This is a genomic window from Diaphorobacter ruginosibacter, assembly GCF_040396215.1.
GTDB classification, from domain to species: Bacteria; Pseudomonadota; Gammaproteobacteria; order Burkholderiales; family Burkholderiaceae_C; genus Diaphorobacter_A; species Diaphorobacter_A ruginosibacter_A.
The window spans coordinates 33,634-52,770 of the sequence record NZ_JBEBOW010000007.1; the positions used below are offsets into that span (position 1 = coordinate 33,634).

Genomic DNA, 19,137 nt, shown 5'->3' on the forward strand with positions numbered 1-19,137 from the left:
GGGTCTGTCAGCGCGAGCGCAGGCGGGGATTGAGGGCATCGTTCAGGCCGTCGCCCAGAAGGTTGAGCGCCAGTACTGCCAGCACGATGGCGCCGCCCGGCAGCGCCGTCAGATACCAGGCGGTGCGCAGCAGCTCGCGCCCTTCGCCGATCATGCTGCCCCAGGAAACGGCGTTCGGGTCGCCAAGGCCCAGGAACGACAGGGCGGATTCGACCAGGATGGCGCTGGCCACCAGCACCGAAGTGGTGACGATCACCGGCGGCAGCGCGTTGGGCAGCATTTCCTGGACGATGATGCGCAGGTGCCCAAAGCCCTGGCTGCGTGCGGCAAGCACGAATTCGGCCTCGCGCAAGCCGCGGAACTCCGCCCGTACCAGTCTGGCGATCACCGGCCATGAGGCGAGTCCGATGGCCAGCACGATCACTGGCAGCGAGGGCTGGCCGATGGCCACGATCACCACCACCAGCAAAAACGATGGCACGGTCTGGAACAGTACCGTCAGCCGCATCAGCGCACTGTCGACCCAGCCACCGAAGTATCCGGCCGCAGCGCCGACGGCCACGCCAATGGACAGGCTGACCGCGGCGGCTACCGCGCCCACCTGCAGCGATACGCGTGCGCCATGCGCCAGTCCCGCTGCCACGTCGCGCCCCATCGAATCGCTGCCCAGCGGGAATGCGGCGTCCTGCCCTGGCCAGAGCAGCGGCGCAGCAACCATGTCCAGTGGATCGCCTGGATACAGCCACGGCGCCAGCAGCGCCAGCACAGTCATCGCCAGCAGCAGCGCCAGTCCTGTCATGGCTGATGGATTGCGTGACAGTGCTCGCCAGGCTGCGCGGCGCGCAGACACGGGGTGATGGGCAACCGGCCGGGCCGCAGCGGGAGGGGAGAAAGGCAGTGAAAGAGTCATGGGATGCGCCAGGTTGTTTTCAACGAATGCGGATGCGAGGGTCGATCCACGCATGCAGCAGATCGACCAGCAGGTTGGCCGCGATCACCATCAGTGACGACAGCAACAGGATGCCCAGCAGCACGTTGTAGTCGCGCGCCATCACGGAGTCGAACGCTAATCGTCCGAGCCCCGGCCAGTTGAACACGGTCTCCACCACCAGGGCGCCACCCAGCAGGGTGCCCAGGTGCATGCCCGCGACGGTGCTCACGGGGATCAGCGCGTTGCGCAGTACGTGGCGCAGCGTCACGGTGAGCGGCGCAAGCCCCTTTGCCGTGGCGGTGCGTATGAAATCCTGACGGCTGACCTCCAGCATCGCGGCGCGGGTCAGCCGCGCGAAGATGGCGATGTAGAAGCCCGAGAGCGCCATGGCGGGAAGCACCAGATGACGCACGGTATCAGCCCAGTCCGCGGAGGCTCCTATCGTGCTTGCGCCACCGGGCGGCAGCCAGCCCAGATGCACCGAAAACAGCACGATGGCCATCAATCCCAGCCAGAAATTGGGAGTGGAGTACAGCAACAGGGCCAGCACCGACAACAGCCTGTCCGGCCAGCGCCCGATGCAGCTTGCCATGACGGTGCCAAGCGCTATGCCCAGGACCAACGCCATGCCCAGCGACGAGAGCATCAGGAGCACCGTTTGCCCTAGCCGCTCGCCGATCAGCGTAGCCACCGGCAGGTTGTAGCGCGGCGATTGGCCCAGGCTGAAGTGCGCCAGTTGGTTCAGATAGTTCGCCAACTGCTGCAGCACCGGCGTATCCAGCCCGAAGTGGCTGCGCAGTTGCGCCATGCTCTCGGCCGTGGCCGAGCCGGATTCTGCGGCGATGACGTCGGCCGCGTCGCCGGGAACCAGCTGCAACAGCAGGAAATTGAGGATGACGACACCCAGCACGGTGGGGAGTGCGTGAAGCACGGAGCGGGTCACGATGCGCAGCGTTCGATTCAACATGGAGCAAAGCGGACGCCAACCATCCACCATAACAAACAGACCGCCGACTGTAGGCAGCCGACTCCAAAAGGCCAACGACGGTTTGCGCATATGGATGCACGGATTTCTTCGTTGGTCGCGTGCATTGCGGCGCCTACCTTCGTGCCTTTCATTGCAGAAGAAATTCCCGGAAGGCTCCCATGACCCAGACCCACCTCTCCATTGATTTCAGCGGCAGCGACGCCGGCAGCCGCCGCGCAGCCGCCGTGGCGCATTTCATCGCCACCGCGCAGCGGCTGGTGCCCGATCCCGAAAATGCCACGTCCGGGCAGTTGCAGGCCGTGGCCCAGGCGTTGCAGTCGCTTGGACTTCAGGCTGATCTATTCCCTTCGGATAACTTCCCCGTGAGCACCGACGACCCGGCGCGGGTCTATCGGCTCCACGAGGACGTCCAAGGGCGCTACGCGCTGTACGTATCGGCTGGGTTGCCTGGCAAGGCGGTGCAGCCCCACGACCACACGACCTGGGCCGTCATCGCGGGCGTGCGGGGTGTGGAGCGCAATGTGTTCTACCGCCGCGAGAGGACTGCCGATGCGGCGCGCGATGCGCTCGCGCCAGAGCGTACGTTGGACGTGGTGTCCGGCAACTCGGCGGTGCTGGGCCCCACGGATGTCCACACCATCGAGCTGGTGGGCGACGTTCCGGGACTGCATCTGCATTTCTACGGCCGTGGGCTGGACCGGCTGCCCGGCCGCGTGGTCTTCGAGAGCCGCGAAGGCGGCACCTACCGCACCTTCGCGCCGCCGGACGGCATTCGCCACGCGCGCATCGCGCCGCAGGCGCTGAAGGCGGCGCTGGCCGATGGCGAGGAGATCGCCGTGCTCGATGTGCGCGAAGCGGGCGTGTTCGCGCGCGGCCACATCCTGTTTGCCGCATCGGCGCCGCTGTGGCGTCTGGAGCTGCTGATCGACCGGCTGGTGCCGCGCCGCGGCACGCGCATCGTGCTGACGGATGCCGACGAGACGCTGGCCCACGCCGCCGCGCACAAGCTGATTCGGCTGGGCTGGACCAACGTCTCGGTGCTGACAGGCGGCACCGAGGGCTGGGCGGGCGCGGGTCTGGAAATCTTCAGCGGCACGAATGTGCCCAGCAAGGCATTCGGCGAGGTCATTGAAGAGGAGAAGCACACGCCGTGGATCACTTCGCAGGAACTGCATGAGCGCATTGAGCAGGGCGACAATGTGGTTGTCGTCGACAGCCGCACGCCGGAGGAGTTCGAGGCCTTCAGCCTGCCGTTCGCCCATAGCCTGCCGGGCGCGGAACTCGTGTACCGCATCGGTGAAATCGCTCCTGATCCGGAGACCTTCGTGGTGGTGAACTGCGCAGGGCGCACGCGCAGCATCGTCGGGGCTCAGACGCTGATCGACGCGGGCATTCCCAACAGGGTCGCGTCGCTGCGCAACGGCACCATGGATTGGCTGCTCACGGGGCGCACACTGGCGCATGGCCGCCGCACGCCGCCGCCCGAGCCAGCGCCTGCCACGCTGGCCGTTGCGCGCGAACGCGCGGCGGCAGTGGCGCGGCGCGCCGGAGTGCGGCGCATCGACGCACAGGAGCTTGCTCGCCTGGAGGCGGAGGGCGGCGAACGCACGCTGTACCGCTTCGACGTGCGCACGCGCGAGGAATACGAGGCGGGCCATCTCGAAGGCTGGCGCTGGGCTGCGGGAGGGCAATTGGTGCAGGCCACCGACGAATACGCTGGCACGCGGGGCGCGCGCATCGTGCTGGCCGACTGGGATGGCGTGCGCGCGCTCACTACGGGCGCGTGGCTGGCCCAGCTTGGAGGCTGGGAAGTGCTGGCCTATAGCCCGCCCGCATCGATCGCGGTGGTCACGGGACCTGAGCCGGTTCGCGTGCTGGCCTCGTATCCGCCCGCTCCCCAGGTGTCGGTACAACAGGCGCGAGGGCTGCTGGACGAAGGACGCGCCGCGGTGTTCGACGTGGACAGCCGAAGCGCGTTCGAGAAGCGGCAGATCGCTGGCGCCCGGTTCTCGGCACCGGATCGCCTGCCGTCATTTGCCGCTTCCGTTCCTGAGCACCAGGCCATCCTGATCACTTCGCCCGATGGGGTTCTTGCCCGCAGCGTGGCTGCGGAACTGTCGGCTCGCACGGGGCGTGACGTGCGCGCCATTACCGGAGGAACGCTGGCCTGGGCCGCGGCGGGCCTGCCCGTGGCGCAAGGAGCGCAGGGCGTGCTGACGGGTGACGATGACCATGGCTACAGCCCCTATGGGTTTCGGGATCTGGAGCGGCGCGACGCGGGATTCCGGGAATATCTCGACTGGGAGCTGGGCCTGGTTGCCCAACTCGAGCGCGAAGGCAACGTGGGCATCCGGTTGATCGGAGCCTGAGCGATGATGCAAGCCGATACCGGTCTTCCGCCTTCGCCGATCACGAGCGAGGTCGATCTGGATGCTTCGGGCAAGCAGGTCGGTTACCTGCGTCTGCCGCACTCCGTGCATCGCTCCGCCTATGGATGGCTTCCCATCCCGGTCGCATCGATCGCGTCCGGACAGGGACCGGCCATCCTGGTGATGGCGGGCAACCACGGCGACGAATACGAGGGACAGATTCTCGTGTCGCGCCTGATCCGGGAAATCGACCCCCAATGGGTACGGGGCCAACTGATCCTGTTGCCCATGGCGAACTATCCCGCGGCGCGCGCGGGTTCGCGCACGTCGCCGCTGGATGAGGGCAACCTCAACCGCAGCTTTCCGGGCAATCCGCGCGGCACGCCCACGCAGGTGATCGCGGACTACATCGAGCGCAGTCTGCTGACGCGGGTGCGGGTGGTGATCGACCTGCATTCAGGCGGCAGCTCGCTGCGCTATGACGGGGCCACTCTGTTCGCACAGCGCGATCCAGACCCTGTTGGGCAGGAGCGGCTGCTGGCGGCTCTGCACGCCTTTGGCCTGCCGCTGTCATTCATCAATGACAGCCCCAACCCGGTTGGCCTGCTGGCCGCTGCCCGGCGCCGAGGGGCCATGGCGCTGTTCGCCGAGTTGGGCGGCGGTGGCGAGGTCACATCGTCCGTGCTGGATACGGCCTGGCAGGGTCTCCTGCATGTGCTGGGACATCTGGGCGTGCTGCACGGGCCCCAGGTGCCGGCTGCTCCGCCGCATCGCACCCGGCTGCTGCACGTGAACCGCGCCAGCCACTACGTCCATGCGCGCGACGACGGGATCTTCGAGCCCCTGGCGCAATTGGGCGACCGCGTGAAAGCCGGCCAGCCGGCTGCGCGCCTGCACAGCCCCTCTCATCCCGAGCGTGAACCCGCGCGGGTGGACTTTCCTGCCGATGGCGTGGTGGTGTGCCGCCGCGTGCCGGCGCTTACCGAATGCGGGGACTGCCTGTTCCAGCTCGCCGCCGATCTCTGACTTGCCGCTGGTTGTATGCCGGCCTTCAAAAATGCAGCCTTTTTCCTTTTTTCGTCGCACGCCCTGGTATCGCCGCATCGGCCACCTGGCGCTTGCATCAGCGGCGCTGTGCGCCCAATTTCCTCTCGCGATGGCCGACACCACGCTCGAGCGCATCCGCGAGCGTGGGCGCATCAACATCGGTGTCATCGCCAACGGCAACAGCGCCTTCGGCTCCATCGATCCTGGTACGGGCAAGCTGGTCGGGTTCAACCCCGAGCTGGCGCGCCAGATAGCCAGCGAACTTGGCGTGGTTCCTGAACTGGTGCAGGTGCAGCCCGCCAACCGCGTGCAGTTCCTGCAGCAGGGCAAGGTGGATCTGCTGGTTGCCAGCATGCTGCTCACGCCCGAGCGTGACCAATTGCTGGATCACGCATCGACGCCGTACTTCCGCAACGGCGGCACCGCGATCTTTCCCAAGCGTTCCGGCATCCGCCGCTGGGAGGATCTGCGCGGCAAGAACGTATGCCTCTCGCAGGGCAGCAGCTATTCCAGGCCATTGACGGCGGAATACGACGCCCGGCTCAAGGGGTTCAAGAGCATGGCCGAGTCGTTGCTGGCGCTGCGTGGCGGCGGCTCCTGCATCGCTGCCGTGCATGAAAGCCTGACGCTGAACCATCTGGTGGCCCGTGATTCCGAATGGCAGGACTATGCCGTGCTGCCGGATGAGATCGATCCGGCGCCCCAGGTGGCCTGGGTGCGCAAGGGCGACCGCGACACGGCGGTTGCGGTGGATCGCGCCATTCAGCGCCTGCATGGCAATGGCTGGCTGCTGGCACTGGAGCAGAAGCTCGATCTCCTGCCCCGATCGTCCTTGCTGGTGGAGCTCCATCAGAAGTACAGGACCGGGGCGAGGTGAGCTCTCAGGCGCATCTCAGGTGCGCCTCAGGTGCGTGCTCGGGGCCGCAATTAGCGGGAGCAGTCGGATGCGGGGATGCGTCCCGCGCGGCCATGTCGAGTGCATCTTCGCGATTCAGGCAACTTCGGCAGCGGGTGTCTTGGGCTCGGCGGGGATGGCCTGGCCGAAGGCGCGCGCCAGGTCTTCCACCAGATCCGCCGGCTCCTCCAGCCCCACATGCAGGCGCACCACCGGCTGTGTGCCCTGCCATGCGCTGTGCTCGCGCAGCCGATCCGGGGCCGCGATCAGCGCCAGACTTTCGTAGCCGCCCCAGGATGCGCCGAGCGAGAACAGTTGCAGCGCATCGACGAAGCGTGTGGCCTGGTCCTGGGAAACCCCCTGCGCGAAGGCGAACGAGACCAGCCCGCTGGCGCCGCTGAAGTCCCGCTGCCAGAGCCGGTGGCCGGGGTCGGAGGGGAGCGCGGGATAGAAAACGCGGCTCACCTGAGGCTGCCGCAGCAGCCACTGCGCCACCTGCGTGGCGTTGCGCTGGTGCTGTGCCAGGCGCACGGGCAGCGTGCGCAGGCCGCGCAGCGCAAGGTAGGCATCGTCCGCGCCCACGGTGAGGCCCAGGGCCTCATGGGCGAGGGCGATTTTTTCCGAGAGCGAGGGCGTGCCGGCCACGACGACGCCCTGCATCACGTCCGAGTGACCCGCGATGTACTTGGTGGCCGCCTGGATGGAGATGTCGGCGCCGTGCCGCAGTGGCTGATGGAACCAGCCGCCGCTCCAGGTGTTGTCCGTGGCCACGGGAACGCCGCGCGCCCGCGCCGTGGCGGCAAGCGCCGGCAGGTCAAGCACTTCATAGAGCAGTGAACTGGGCGATTCCAGGTAGACGAGCCGGGTGTTGGGGCGGATCCTGGCCGCCAGGTCGTCTCGCGAGGGTGAAAAATACTCCAGCGTGATGCCCAGGCGCTGCAGCAGCGTGGCGTCCACGCGCCGCACGGGCGAGTACACGCTGTCGGCCACCAGCGCGTGATCGCCTGGAGACAGAAGGGCGACGAGCACCAGCGTGATGGCCGCGAGCCCCGAGGGCGCGAGAAAGGCGCGGTGGCCGCCTTCGAGCGCCACGATGGCATCCTCGAGCGCGCGGTGCGTGTCCAGCCCATGGCGGCCATACGTGGCCACGCGCTCGCCCGCCGCGCGGCGGTGGTGCAGGTCGGCATGGGAGGCGCTGTCCTCGAAGCGCACGGTGCTGGTGCGCACCACGGGCACGTTCACCGGGCCGCTGCCGCCCTGGAGGGCGGGTGATCCCGCATGCAGCAGGCGGGTGGCGGGGGAGAGGGCTCCCGGAGTCTGAAGTGTGCTCATGCCACGGCCTCGCTGGGTCGGAGGTAGGCGGCGTTGTAGTTCTTCACCGCGCCGGTCTCGGGGTCGATGGCGATGCGGCCGGTGAGCGTCTCCAGCGGCTGGCCATAGAGGTGAAAGTGCAGCGTGGGCCCGGTGCCCACGACGTGGATGCTGTGGATGTCATCGGGCAGGAACGCGATGGACGCGCCGGGCCGCACCGTGAATTCCCTCGCCACGTGGATCTGGGCGCGGGCGGGGTCGCGGTGGTCGTCGGTGCGCTCGTAGACGCGGTTCACTTCCTGCCCTTCCACGGCCACGATCACGGCCCAGGTCGTGTGGTTGTGCGGCGCGGTGGTCTTGCCGGGGTTGATGGAGTTCAGGTACAGGGCCAGCCCTGCCTCGCCGTCGGCGGGATTGAGCCGGTAGCGCGTGGATGCGCCCACGCCGGCGGCCTCGGCGGGCGGGGGGAAGTCGGCGCGGCTGAACAGTACCTTCTGCGAGGCCAACTGCTCCAGCCGGGCCGTGATGGCGTCCAGCGTGGATCGGTCGGGCGGTGCGCCGTGCAGGATGCGGCGCACGTCGGCCAGTGCGGCATCGACCGCCTGGCGGCGTTCATGGGCGATGGGAGAGGGGGCTGATAAGGTCATGGTGGTTCCTCGTGGTGATGGGTCAGAGCGCGAAACGCAGGTAGTCGAATGGCTGATGATCCGGTGGGGCGGGCGGCATGTGCGCGGTGCTGCCCAGGGCGCGCTGCAGGAACTCGCGTGTGCGCTCGCTGCGCGGGTTGCCGAAGATCTGGCGCGCCGGGCCGTGCTCGACGATGCGCCCGGCCTCGGTGAAGTACACGTGGTCGCTGACCTCCTCTGCGAAGCGCATCTCGTGCGTGACGAGCACGCAGGTCATGCCGCCCTTGACCAGGTCGCGGATGACGGTGAGCACCTCGCCCACGGTCTCGGGGTCGAGCGCGGAAGTCACCTCGTCGAACAGGATCAGATCGGGCCGCATGGCCAGCGCCCGTGCGATGGCCACGCGTTGCTGCTGGCCTCCCGAGAGTTCGCCCGGATAGGCGTTCTCCTTGTGGGCCAGGCGCACTTTTTCCAGCAGCTCGCGGGCCTCGCGTTCGGCCGTGGCCCGGTCGCGGCCCACCACGCGGGTGGGTGCGATCACGAGGTTCTGCAGCACCGTGAGGTGGGGGAACAGGTTGTACTGCTGGAACACGAAGCCCACGCGCTTGCGCAGCGCGATCAGTTCCGCCTCGGTGCGCAGCGTATCCACGCGCGTTTCGCCTACCCGGATGCCGCCGCGCTGCGGATGCAGCAAGCCCGTGATGCAGCGCAGGATGGTGGACTTGCCCGAGCCCGAGGGGCCGATGATGCAGACCGCCTTGCCTCGGTGTACTTCCACGTCGATGCCCTTGAGCACCTCGTTGCTGCCAAAGGACAGGTGCACGTCCTTCAGTTCGACCAGCGGTTTGTCTGAATCCGGGGTGGTCGCCGTGATGGCGCGGAGAAAGGAGTCAGTGGCGTTCATGGCGTCTTTCCAGTGCGCGCGTGGCGCGGGCAATCGGGTAGCAGTAGGCGAAGAAAAGCGCCAACAGCGTGAAATAAACGAGGATGGTGAAGTCCGTGCGCGCGACCGTGTTGCTCGCGATCTGCGCGGTGTCCACCACGTCGTGCACGCCGACCAGCGAGGCCAGCGAGGTGCTCATGGTGATGCTGGCGTACAGGTTCATCCATGGGGGCAGCATGCGGCGAACGCACTGCGGCAGCACGATGAGGCGGTAGATCTCTCGCCGGCGCAATGCGAGCGACTGCGCCGCCTCCCATTGCGCGCTGGGGATGGACTGGATTGCGCCGCGGAAGATCTCGGCCACGATGGCGCTCGTGGGCAGTGCCAGGCCCAGCACGACCTTGATCCAGTCCGGGAACGGGAACGTCCACGAAACCAGTTTCAGCTCGAACGGGAAGACGTAGGTGGTGAAATAGATCAGCACCAGTACCGGCGCGTTGCGGAACACCTGTACATGGCCGCGCACCACCGCGCGCACCGCGTGGGCGGGCGAGAGCGACAGCGCGCCCAGCACCAGCCCCGCCACCGTGCCCAGCGCCACGGCGAGCACGCTGATCTCGATGTTGACCCACAGGCCGCGCAGCAGGGCGGGCAGCCACTTCCAGAGATATGCGAACGCGGCGGGAGCGGTGCCGGTGGCATTCCAGAACCATGCGATGGCCAGCGCCACGGCGCCCGCGATCAGCCAAGGGTTGCGCCAGCCGCGTGACGCCGCGGCGAGCATGGAAGGAGACGATGCCGCCGGAAAAAAAGTCGCTTCATTGGCCATAGCCGGGCATCCTCAGTTGTCTCTCCAGCCAGCGGCCGGCCAGGCTCACGAGCCAGGTCAGCAGGCCGAACCATGCCAGGATGAGCAGCAGCAGCTCGAGCACGTTGTCGCGCTGCGACCAGATCATGATGGACTCGTAGGTCACGTCGCCCACGGCGATGGCCGAGGCCACGGCAGTCATCTTCACGAGATCCACGAGGTTGTTCACCAGCGATGGCAGCGCGAAGCGTACTGCCAGCGGAAGCTGCACGCGCAAGAGCAGTTGCCGCTGCGAGAAACCCAGCGAGCGCGCGGCCTCCAGCGTGGTGGCGGGCACGGCCTCGATGCCCGCGCGCAGCGCCTCGGCATGGAACACGCCCTTGTGCAGCGAGACCACGATCACTACCCACACGAAGGGCGTGAGCGGGTTGTTGCCCGCGCCCCAGTCGCGCAACTGCCGGGTGATGAGCATGTTGAGCACCAGGAAGGCGCAATAGAGCTGCACCAGCGTGGGCGTGTTGCGCGTGACTTCCACGAAAGCGCGCGCCGGGGCCGCCAGCCACGGGCGGCCCGAGGTGAGGAGCGCCGCGAGCACAACGCCTGCGGCCAGGCTGCCCGCAATGGTCAACAGCGCGAGTTGCACCGTCACGCCCAGCCCCCGCACGAAAGCCTGCCGCTCGTTCACATCGAGCAGGAAGGCGTAGTTCAGTCCGATGTCCTTGAGCGCCTGCACTCCCTGGACGAGCAGGTCGCCGCTCATCCCGCAGCCTCCTGCACGACCTCGTCGGCTGCCGACGGATGCGCGGCGCGCAGGGCCGCCACCGCGCGCGCGATGCGGGCGGTGGCCTGGGTCAGCACCGTGTCGCTCGCAGCGGTGGAGATGCGGAAATAGGGGGATAGCCCGTAGGCCGAGCCATCGACGGCCGCGACGCCCTCTGCTTCGAGGAGCCATTGCGTCACGTCGGCGTCGCAGCGCACGGGCCGGCCATCGGGGCGCACGCGGCCGATGAGCCCGCCGCAGTGCACGAAGGCGAAGAACGAGCCGCCAGGCGGCAGCAGTTCCAGGCCGGGAACTGCGTTGATCGCGTCGGTCACCAGCCGGGCGCGCCGCGCATAGGCCGCCCGCGCATCGGCCACGAAGGACTGGTCGGCGGACTCCAGCGCGGCGGCCACGGCGGCCTGCCCCAGCGAGTTGGGGCCGGACGAGGCCTGCGACTGGATCACGGTTATGGCCTGCACCAGTGCGGCGGGTCCTGCCCCCCAGCCGATGCGCCAGCCGGTCATCGCGTAGGTCTTGGAGGCCCCGTTGACGAGCAGCGTGCGGTCCTTGAGGTCGGGTGCCACGTGCAGCCAGTGCGGCGGCGCCTCGGGCGTGAACCAGATGTGCTCGTACAGCTCGTCCAGCAGCACGAGCACGTGCCGATGGCGGCGCAATACGGCCGCCAGCGCGGCGAGATCATCCCGGCCATAGACGGCCCCTGACGGATTGCCCGGTGTGTTGAGCACCAGCCAGCGCGTGCGTGCAGTGATGGCTTCTTCCAGTGCTTGGGCACTGAGCCGGTAGCCCGTCCCGATGCCGCAGGGCACGATGACGGGACTGCCGCCATTGACCCGCACGATGTCGGGGAACGAGGGCCAGTACGGCGCGGGGATGATGACTTCGTCGCCCTCGTCCAGCGTGGCGGCCATGGCGTTGTAGATCACCTGCTTGCCACCGTTGCTCACGATGATCTGGCTGGCGCCGTAGTCCAGGCCGTTCTCTCGCGTGTACTTGGTGCCGATGGCCCGGCGCAACGCCGCTGTTCCCTGGGTGGGCGTGTACCTGGTCTCGCCGCGAGCCAGCGCCGTGATGGCGGCCTGCTTGATCGCCCCGGGCGTGTCGAAGTCGGGCTCGCCCGTGGTCAGCGAGATGATGTCGCGGCCCTGCGCGGCCAGTTCGGCGGCGTGGGCGCTGGCCGCGGCATTCGGGGACAGTTTCACGCGATGCACGCGCTGCGAAAGGGTAATGGCGGAAGTCATGGCGTGGTGCTTTCTTCGTGCGGCAGGGCGTTGGCGGGCGCCGGCATCTTGCCGGGGTTGAGCAGGCCCGGCGGGCCGTGCCTGGCCTCCTCGATGGCGAACACATTGGCGGCGTTGCCGCCCCGGGGCACGATCGGTGTGCCGCCGCTCATGTCCGTGCCTTCCTGAGATTGAGATGCAAGCGCGGCGTCACGGTTTCTTGCCTTCCGCTGCCGACTGGGCGTCGGTGTATACGGCGAAGTCGTAGGGCGCCCGGTCGAACTGGCCTTGCAGTGCCCGCTGGTGCTGCTGGGCGATCCATGTGTCGGGAACACCATGCTGGCGCGCCACCTTCAGCAGAAAGCCCGAGCGGTGCCAGTCCTGGATGGCCTTGTCCACGAAGGCCTGGGTATCGGACTCACCCCGGCGAGTCCACACGACGGTCGGCGAGGGGATGAGCTGATCCCGCGTGCCCAGCTCGAAGTCTTTCCACTCGGCGGCGTTGGGGCCGGTGAGCTTTTCGTACAGTGCTGGCTGGATGTGCACGGAGGCGGCGCAGGTGCCGCCCTTGAGCGCGAGCAGCGACTCGGGGATGCCGCGCAGGCCCTTGACCACGGCCCCGTAGGTCTCGGCCAGAGGTTTGGCGAAGTTGCTGCCCTGCGATACGCAGGCGACTTTGCCGCGCAGGTCTTCCCAGCGCTTGATGCCGCTGGCCTTGGCCACGAGCGCGCCGCCGCCGATGAGGTCGTACGGTGTGGGAGCGAACGAGAGGATCTCGCTGCGCTCCTGCGTCCACTGGATGTTGGCGATCAGAAGATCCACCTTGCCGCTTTGCAGGAACTGCACGCGTGTGGATGCGGTGACCGGCACGGTTTCCAGTTGCACGCCCAGGCGCCGCGCGATGTCGGCGGCCAGCTCGGTCTGGTATCCGCCGGTCTTGCCTGTTGCGGGGTCGAGCAGTCCGAAGGGCGGGCTCGCGCCATCGATACCAACGGAGAGCCTGCCGCGCTGGCGTACCTTGTCGAGCGTGGCGTCGGCGTGGGCTTGCGTGGCGCCCAGGGTCAGGGCAAGCGCGGCAGCGAGGGTGGAGAGAAGGCGGGACATGCGAGTGTTTCCTCGGGAGGATGAAGACCGGCCCGGCCATGCGCGAGCGCGGCCGATGCGGGGCGAAGCATGGAGAAACAGGGCGTGTGCTGAATCCGGATCAGCGCACCGCGGTCTTGAACCTGGCTTGCAATTCAGGCAGCAGGGGATTGGGGGGCTCGATGCCGACGTTTTTCTCGGTACCTATGAGCCAGCCGCTGCGGTGCCATTCCTGCACCACCTTGTCGACGGCGGCGATGGTGTCGGTCTCGCCCTTGCGGGTCCAGACCACCGACGGCGCGGGCAGTATCTCGGTCGCGAAGGGGGCTGCGTACTGCGCCCATTCCGGGTTGCCGCGCAGCAGCGGTTGAATCAGCGTGCTGTCATGCACCGCGGCGACGCAGTTGCCGCCCTTGAGTGCCAGCAGCGAATCGGATGAACTCTTGTAGCCCTGCACCTGGGCGCCGTAGTCGTTGGCCAGCGGCTTGGCGAAACTGCTGCCCTGGGACACGCATACGGGCTTGCCGCGCAGGTCTTCCCATTTGGAGATGCCACTGTCCTTGCGAACGGCGGCCGTTCCTCCCACACGGTAGAACGGGGTGGGTGCATAGCCCAGAATTTCCGCCCGCTCCGGGTTGAGTTCCATGGATGCGATCAACAGATCGACTTTGCCCGCCTGCAGGAACTGTACGCGGGTGGCCGTCTGCACCTGCACGAGATCGGCCTCCACGCCAAGACCTTTGGCGAGCGCGCGAGCAAGCTCGGGATTCCAGCCGGTGAGCTTTTGGGTGGATGGATCTATGGAGCCGAAAGGTCCGCCATTGACCAGCACGCCAATGGCGACCTTGCCGCGCTGCTTGATTTTGTCCAGCGTCGCGTCGGCATGTGCGTATCCGCAGGCAAACGCCAGCAAGGCTCCGGCTGCAATGGAACGTCGAAGGGCAAAGAGCGTAGGGCGCATAAGAGATTCGAAAAACGGATCGAAGAGTCAGAAGAGAAGCGAATCTTCGGCCTGACCGTTGATCTGCAACAAGCGATGTTTTCGAGAATCGATATGCGTTTTGCGTGTGGCGCCGTGCTGGGGAGGCTTGCTGCGGCCAGAGTTTTCAATGCGCGGCCATCGACCTTGCTTTCTGCGAGCCCTTGCTTGCTCCGCATCTGCGCTGGGACTGCGCGACGTGCTTGTGGGGCGCTTCGCGAGGTGGGCCGTTGCGCCAGCCGTCGGGGCGACGCAGGGGAGCATTTGTCATGGATCGACATGAACGGCGATCCAAAACAAAAAAGCCCAAGTGGCTAATCCACTTGGGCTTTTTCGTTTTTTGTCTGGTCGGGGTGAGAGGATTCGAACCTCCGGCCTCTACGTCCCGAACGTAGCGCTCTACCAGGCTAAGCTACACCCCGATTTTTGTCTGTCTCGCTGCTCAGATGCGGCGATCAAGCAGTGAAGCCGCTAATTGTAGCAAACCTTCGGTGTATGTATTGGCTGAAAGTGAAGAAATAGCATCAATGGCGACTTGGGCTTGTGCTGCCGCGGCCTGGCGGGTGGCGTCGAGGGCGCCGGTGGACTTGACGATTTCGATGACGGCTGCCAGGTTGTCCGTTTCGCCTTCCTCGATGGCCTTGCGGATGAGCGCGCATTGGTCGGCGTTGCCGCGCTGCATGGCGATGATCAATGGCAGCGTCACCTTGCCTTCGCGCAGATCATCGCCCAGGTTCTTGCCCATTTCGGTGGAGTTGCCGTCGTAGTCGAGCACATCGTCGATCACCTGGAATGCCGTGCCCAGGGCCTGGCCGTAGTCGGCGCAGGCGCTTTCCAGTTCCGGCGGGCTGCCTGCGAGCACGGCCGCCAGGCGGGCGCTGGCCTCGAAGAGCTTCGCCGTCTTGGAGCGGATGACGTCGAGGTAGGCGGCTTCGGTGAGCGATGCATCATGCGTATTCATGAGCTGCTGCACTTCGCCCTCGGCGATGATGTTGGTGGCTTCCGCCAGGATCTGCATGACGCGCATGTTGCCGGTGTCCACCATCATCTGGAATGCGCGCGAGTAGAGGAAGTCGCCCACGAGGACGCTGGCTGGATTGCCGAAGCTCTCGTTGGCCGTGGGGCGGCCGCGGCGCATGGTGGATTCGTCGACGACGTCGTCGTGCAGCAGCGTGGCGGTGTGGATGAACTCGACGACGGCGGCGAGGTTGAAGCGCTGATCGCTCTTGTAGCCGAGCGCGCCGCTCATCAGCAGCAGCAGGGCCGGGCGAAGCCGCTTGCCGCCCGCGGAGATGATGTACTGGGCAACCTGGCTCACCAACGGCACCGAGGAGCTGAGGCGTGCGACGATGACTTTGTCCACTTCACGCATGTCGTCGGCGATCAGGGCGAGAGTGGCGGCGGTGCTATTGTTGTTGGCGGCCAAGGTGATGCAGTCAAAAAAGGGTCGAAAGCCGGATTATAGGAGGCGCTGCGGCGAATGGCCGATGCCCGGGCGCGGCCCTGCGGGAATCGTTCGCCTGCTGCGCGAATGGCTTCGGACGGTTTTGTCCGCTGAACTGCGGTTGCCCGGCCATGGCAACCGGGTCGCGGATGTGTTCTTTACATGAAGGTATAGGAGCCGGGCGGCTCGAACGCGAAGCCCACTCCGTACACGGAGCGGATCCAGTCGTGTCCGCTGCGGTCGGCGGTGCGCAGCTTCTTGCGCAGGTTCTTGATGTGGCTGTCCACCGAGCGTTCATTGAGGTCCTGCGTGTCCTCGTCGTAGGCCATCTCCAGGATCTGTGAGCGCGAGAGGATGCGGTCGCGGTGCTCGATGAGGGTCTGCAGCAGGCGGTATTCGCGCTGGGTCAGCGGCACGGGTTTTCCGTAGAGCGTGACTTGCGAGAGATTGTCGTCGAGCTGCAGTTCGCCGGTGTCCAGAGGTGCGTGGGGCGCGGAGGGCTTGCGCCTGCGCAGCACGGTCTTGACGCGGGCGACCACTTCGCGGGGCGAGAAGGGCTTGCAGACATAGTCGTCCGCACCGAGTTCCAGGCCGATGAGGCGATCGACTTCCTCGACGCGCGCGGTGACCAGGATGACCGGTGTGTCGCCCACGCGCCGGGTCTGGCGCAGCACTTCCAGGCCGTCGATGCCGGGGAGCATCACGTCGAGCACGGCGAGGTCCGGCGGCGTGGATCCGAGCAGCCGGTCGAGCGCGGCCTGGCCGTCGGTGACGTGCTCGGCGCTGTAGCCCGCATGGCGCAGGTAGTCGAGCAGGACGTTTCCGATGTCGATTTCGTCTTCGACGATGAGGATTCTCTGCTTGTTGTTCATGGTGTCATTTCTCCAGCAATGGCAGCGCGACGATGATGCGCAGCCCTCCCAGGGGTGAGTGGTCGGCCTCGATCTTGCCGCCGTGCGCCTGCACGATGGAGCGGCAGATGGCAAGGCCCAGGCCCGATCCTCCCATATCGCCGAGCGCGCGCCGGCGTGATGATTCGGTGCGGTACAGGCGCTCGAAGATATGCGGCAGCTCCTGGGGCGAGACGCCCGGCTTGGTGTCGTCGAACACGATCTGCAGTTCATGGGCGCCGGTGCGTTCGCGCGCGACCGATGCGGTGATCTGCAGATGGCCGCCGCCGTCGGTATAGCGCAGGCTGTTCTCGAGAAGGTTCAGGAACACGCGCTGCAGTTGCTGGGCGTTGCCACGGATGCGCGGAGCCTGGCCGGGTGTGTTCCATTCGTTGGGCAGCCTGAGCTGGATGCGCACGTTTGCCTGATCGAAGCGGGTCTGCAGCGCCGTCACGGCTTCGTTGAGCTGCGATATCGGCAGCATGGGCGCCATGGGCGCGGGGGCGGCGCTGGCGGGGTCGTCGGCGCTCTCGCGCAGGTCGCCCACCAGCTGGATCAGGCGCATGAGCTGGCGATGCAGGCGCATGGCGGTCTGGTCGTCGAATTGGCGCACGCCGTCCTGCACGGCTTCGATTTCGGCGCGCATGGCGGCAAGCGGCGTGCGCAGCTCATGGGCCATGTCGCCGATCCATTGGCGGCGCGAGGTCTCCATGCTGTCGAGCTGCTGGGCCATGTCGTTGAAGGTGTGGATCAGGCGCGAGAACTCTTCGCTGTCCACCTGTTCGGAAATGCGGGTCTGCAGTTGTCCCGCGGCCAGCTTTCTGGCGCCGTCCACCAGCGCGCCGATGGGGCGCAGCCAGCGGTGCGCTATCCAGCCGGAGAGCAGCAGGGCCAGCAGCAGTCCGGCCGCCCCGGACCACAGCACGAAGCCGAGCTGTTTGCCGAGGAAGGCGCGGTCGGCATCACGCTCCAGCCCTTCGGGCGGGTTCATCACCAGATAGCCGATGATGCGGCCATCGTTGTCCTTGAGCGGGGTCCTGGCGTGGCCCAGCGTGGGCAGCGATCCGGCGATGAGCTCGTTCTTGGTGTTCAGCAGCGCCAGCCGCCGCGCGAGTCCGTCGGACGGGCGGGGCAGCAGCGGCGAGGGCATGGAGGCGGGATCGTCCGGCAGGAACGGCGTTTTCGCGCCGGGAAACAATGAGCTGCCGCCGGGGCGCGCCTCCGGCACGGTTTCCGACTGCATGTTCATCAACGGGCGGCGGATGGCCCTCCACAGCGCGGGATGGTCCTTCATGGGCTTCCAGCTGTTGTTTTGCTGATAGACGTTTTGCAGCCGGTAGACCAGCCAGTCCATGCGCGCCAGCTCGATTTCGGCCACGTAGGGCCCCAGTCCGCGCTGCAGCCCGATGCGCGAGAAGCCGATGAAGATCGCCATCATCACCACCAGCAGGATGGTGAGGGCGATGAAGGCCTTGGTCTGAAGCGATAGTCGGCGCATGTGGGGGAGGCGAGAGCGGATTTGCGTTGGAGAGCCTGTGCAGCCCTCACATGCTAAAGCCTCGGCGCGGGCGCGAAGCGGCGAAAGCGGCTGGCGGGGGCGCTGGCCGCCCATTTATCTCCTCAATCGCCGGTTTGTTAGCACCGCGTAGCAATTTGGATTACTTTGTGGCGACCCGCGCGGCGGCCCCCGCGGCGATGGCCTCGGAAATCCATCTGTCGAAGGTCTTGCTGTGTGCCTTGATCCAGGCGTCCGCATGGCGCTCGACGTCCGACGCCTTTTTCTGGCCGTCGTGCATCAGCCGGTTCTGGGTGCTGATGTCGTTGATGGGGATGCTCATGATCTCGAAGAGATGCGCCGCGGCGGGATTCTTCGCGGCCCAGTCCTTGTTGGCGACGATGTATTCGTTGTTGAGCGGGAAACCGTAGTTCTTGCCGCTGGGCAGCCGGGTGTCGGCGCCCTTTTGCACGCCGGGCATGGACGAGAACGGCACTTCCAGCCACACGACTTCCTTGCCCGGGCGCAGCACGTTGCTGAGCCAGAATGGCGTCCAGGCGTAGTACAGCACGGGCTTGCCCGCCTTGTAGCGGGCGAGCGTGTCGGCGATGAGCGCGGAATAGTTGCCCTGGGTGTAGCTCACGGTGTCCTTGAGCTTGAATGTCTCGATCTGGTGCCAGACCACGGCCTCGCCGCCCCAGCCGGCGTTCGGCCCGATCAGGTTGGCCTTGCCGTCGCCGTCGGAATCGAACAGTTTGGCGAGCTCGGGATCGGCGAGCTGCGCGATGCTGGTGATGCGGTATTTGTCGGCGGTTTTCTTGTCGATCATGTAGCCTTGCGCCGCTCCTGCCGCGTATACGCCCTTGCGCAGGAGCTTGGCGTCGCCGCCGGCTTCCTTGTAGAACTCGGAGTGGTGCGGGCTCCAGTGGTTGGCCATGAAGGTGGCGTCGCCATTGGCGACGGCGATGTGCGCGAGGGGATATTCCAGTTCCTCATACGGCTTGACGGTGTAGCCCAACCGTTGCAAGGCCTTCATCACCAGCAGCGTCTGGAATGTTTCTTCGGACAGATTGCTTTTCACCGGAGTGACGGTGATGCCCGCGCCGGGCAGGCTGCCGTCGGCGGCCCATGCGGGCAGGTTGCCCAGCCCGAAAGCCACGGCGCTCACGCAGAGTATCTTGTGGAGGGTGCGGCGGCGGTTGTCTCCGGCCGTGCTGGCGTGCTTGTTCTTCGAATGCAAAGTCCTGGTCATCCTTGTCGTATCTCCTTGCTGGTATGGGATGAGTGAATAGAGGGCGCAAGCCCCTCGCGTTGGAGCGCGATGAGGGCGCGCAAAAAGCGCCGCGCCGCGCCGGCGGAACACCGGGCGCGGCGCGGTGGCGATGGCTGG

At 66.7% G+C, this 19,137-nt stretch carries 18 protein-coding genes and 1 tRNA gene; 3 read left to right on the forward strand and 16 right to left on the reverse strand.

Annotation, left to right across the window (positions count from 1 at the left end; genetic code table 11):
- Positions 1-7 precede the first annotated feature (7 nt).
- On the reverse strand, positions 8-910 hold the full coding sequence (locus ABWP92_RS02255) for an ABC transporter permease (RefSeq protein WP_353233716.1): 903 nt from the start codon (positions 908-910) through the stop codon (positions 8-10).
- Positions 911-929: 19 nt separating this feature from the next.
- Positions 930-1,898, reverse strand: a complete 969-nt coding sequence (locus ABWP92_RS02260) for an ABC transporter permease (RefSeq protein WP_353233717.1) — start codon at positions 1,896-1,898, stop codon at positions 930-932.
- A 179-nt stretch (positions 1,899-2,077) separates the two neighbouring features.
- On the opposite strand from ABWP92_RS02260, the gene ABWP92_RS02265 reads away from it, so the two are divergent.
- The 3 genes from ABWP92_RS02265 to ABWP92_RS02275 are packed head-to-tail and all read left to right on the forward strand — an operon-like array spanning position 2,078 to position 6,212.
- Complete coding sequence (locus ABWP92_RS02265; protein WP_353233718.1) at positions 2,078-4,288, forward strand: rhodanese-like domain-containing protein; 2,211 nt, start codon at positions 2,078-2,080, stop codon at positions 4,286-4,288.
- A gap of 6 nt (positions 4,289-4,294) precedes the next feature.
- A complete protein-coding gene (locus ABWP92_RS02270; protein WP_353233719.1) occupies positions 4,295-5,314 on the forward strand; it encodes a succinylglutamate desuccinylase/aspartoacylase family protein in 1,020 nt (339 codons plus the stop codon).
- Between the two features lie 31 nt (positions 5,315-5,345).
- Positions 5,346-6,212: a transporter substrate-binding domain-containing protein gene (locus ABWP92_RS02275; protein WP_353233720.1), complete on the forward strand. Its 867-nt coding sequence runs from the start codon at positions 5,346-5,348 to the stop codon at positions 6,210-6,212.
- 114 nt (positions 6,213-6,326) lie between these two features.
- On the opposite strand, the gene metC is transcribed toward ABWP92_RS02275, so the two are convergent.
- The 14 genes from metC to proX all read right to left on the reverse strand — a co-directional run bounded on the left by metC (position 6,327) and on the right by proX (position 18,999).
- On the reverse strand, positions 6,327-7,562 hold the full coding sequence (gene metC / locus ABWP92_RS02280) for a cystathionine beta-lyase (RefSeq protein WP_353233721.1): 1,236 nt from the start codon (positions 7,560-7,562) through the stop codon (positions 6,327-6,329).
- The gene (locus ABWP92_RS02285; protein WP_353233722.1) at positions 7,559-8,188 is read right to left on the reverse strand and encodes a cysteine dioxygenase family protein; all 630 of its coding nucleotides are present in this window, start codon (positions 8,186-8,188) and stop codon (positions 7,559-7,561) included. The genes metC and ABWP92_RS02285 overlap by 4 nt, the downstream gene beginning before the upstream one ends.
- A gap of 22 nt (positions 8,189-8,210) precedes the next feature.
- Positions 8,211-9,071 (reverse strand): amino acid ABC transporter ATP-binding protein, encoded by an 861-nt coding sequence (locus ABWP92_RS02290; RefSeq protein WP_353233723.1) that lies wholly within the window; start codon positions 9,069-9,071, stop codon positions 8,211-8,213.
- Positions 9,058-9,879, reverse strand: a complete 822-nt coding sequence (locus tag ABWP92_RS02295) for an amino acid ABC transporter permease (protein WP_353233724.1) — start codon at positions 9,877-9,879, stop codon at positions 9,058-9,060. Before ABWP92_RS02295 ends, ABWP92_RS02290 begins: the two co-directional genes overlap by 14 nt.
- Positions 9,869-10,618: an amino acid ABC transporter permease gene (locus ABWP92_RS02300; protein ID WP_353233725.1), complete on the reverse strand. Its 750-nt coding sequence runs from the start codon at positions 10,616-10,618 to the stop codon at positions 9,869-9,871. Before ABWP92_RS02300 ends, ABWP92_RS02295 begins: the two co-directional genes overlap by 11 nt.
- Complete coding sequence (locus ABWP92_RS02305) at positions 10,615-11,877, reverse strand: aminotransferase class I/II-fold pyridoxal phosphate-dependent enzyme (RefSeq protein WP_353233726.1); 1,263 nt, start codon at positions 11,875-11,877, stop codon at positions 10,615-10,617. The genes ABWP92_RS02300 and ABWP92_RS02305 overlap by 4 nt, the downstream gene beginning before the upstream one ends.
- Positions 11,874-12,029 carry a hypothetical protein gene (locus ABWP92_RS02310; RefSeq protein WP_353233727.1) on the reverse strand — a complete coding sequence of 52 codons (156 nt, stop codon included), beginning with the start codon at positions 12,027-12,029 and terminating at the stop codon, positions 11,874-11,876. Before ABWP92_RS02310 ends, ABWP92_RS02305 begins: the two co-directional genes overlap by 4 nt.
- 37 nt (positions 12,030-12,066) lie before the next feature.
- Positions 12,067-12,960, reverse strand: coding sequence for a transporter substrate-binding domain-containing protein (locus ABWP92_RS02315; RefSeq protein ID WP_353233728.1), 894 nt, complete (start codon positions 12,958-12,960; stop codon positions 12,067-12,069).
- Positions 12,961-13,060: 100 nt separating this feature from the next.
- Positions 13,061-13,900 (reverse strand): transporter substrate-binding domain-containing protein, encoded by an 840-nt coding sequence (locus ABWP92_RS02320; RefSeq protein ID WP_353233729.1) that lies wholly within the window; start codon positions 13,898-13,900, stop codon positions 13,061-13,063.
- A gap of 363 nt (positions 13,901-14,263) precedes the next feature.
- Positions 14,264-14,340 (reverse strand) — tRNA-Pro (locus ABWP92_RS02325).
- A 20-nt stretch (positions 14,341-14,360) separates the two neighbouring features.
- Entirely contained in the window at positions 14,361-15,290 is a 930-nt protein-coding gene (locus ABWP92_RS02330; RefSeq protein WP_353233734.1) for a polyprenyl synthetase family protein, read from the reverse strand.
- 230 nt (positions 15,291-15,520) lie between these two features.
- A complete protein-coding gene (locus ABWP92_RS02335) occupies positions 15,521-16,234 on the reverse strand; it encodes a response regulator (protein ID WP_353233730.1) in 714 nt (237 codons plus the stop codon).
- A 4-nt stretch (positions 16,235-16,238) separates the two neighbouring features.
- Positions 16,239-17,750, reverse strand: coding sequence for an ATP-binding protein (locus ABWP92_RS02340; RefSeq protein ID WP_353233731.1), 1,512 nt, complete (start codon positions 17,748-17,750; stop codon positions 16,239-16,241).
- A 160-nt stretch (positions 17,751-17,910) separates the two neighbouring features.
- The gene (gene proX / locus ABWP92_RS02345; RefSeq protein ID WP_353233732.1) at positions 17,911-18,999 is read right to left on the reverse strand and encodes a glycine betaine/L-proline ABC transporter substrate-binding protein ProX; all 1,089 of its coding nucleotides are present in this window, start codon (positions 18,997-18,999) and stop codon (positions 17,911-17,913) included.
- Positions 19,000-19,137: the final 138 nt, after the last annotated feature.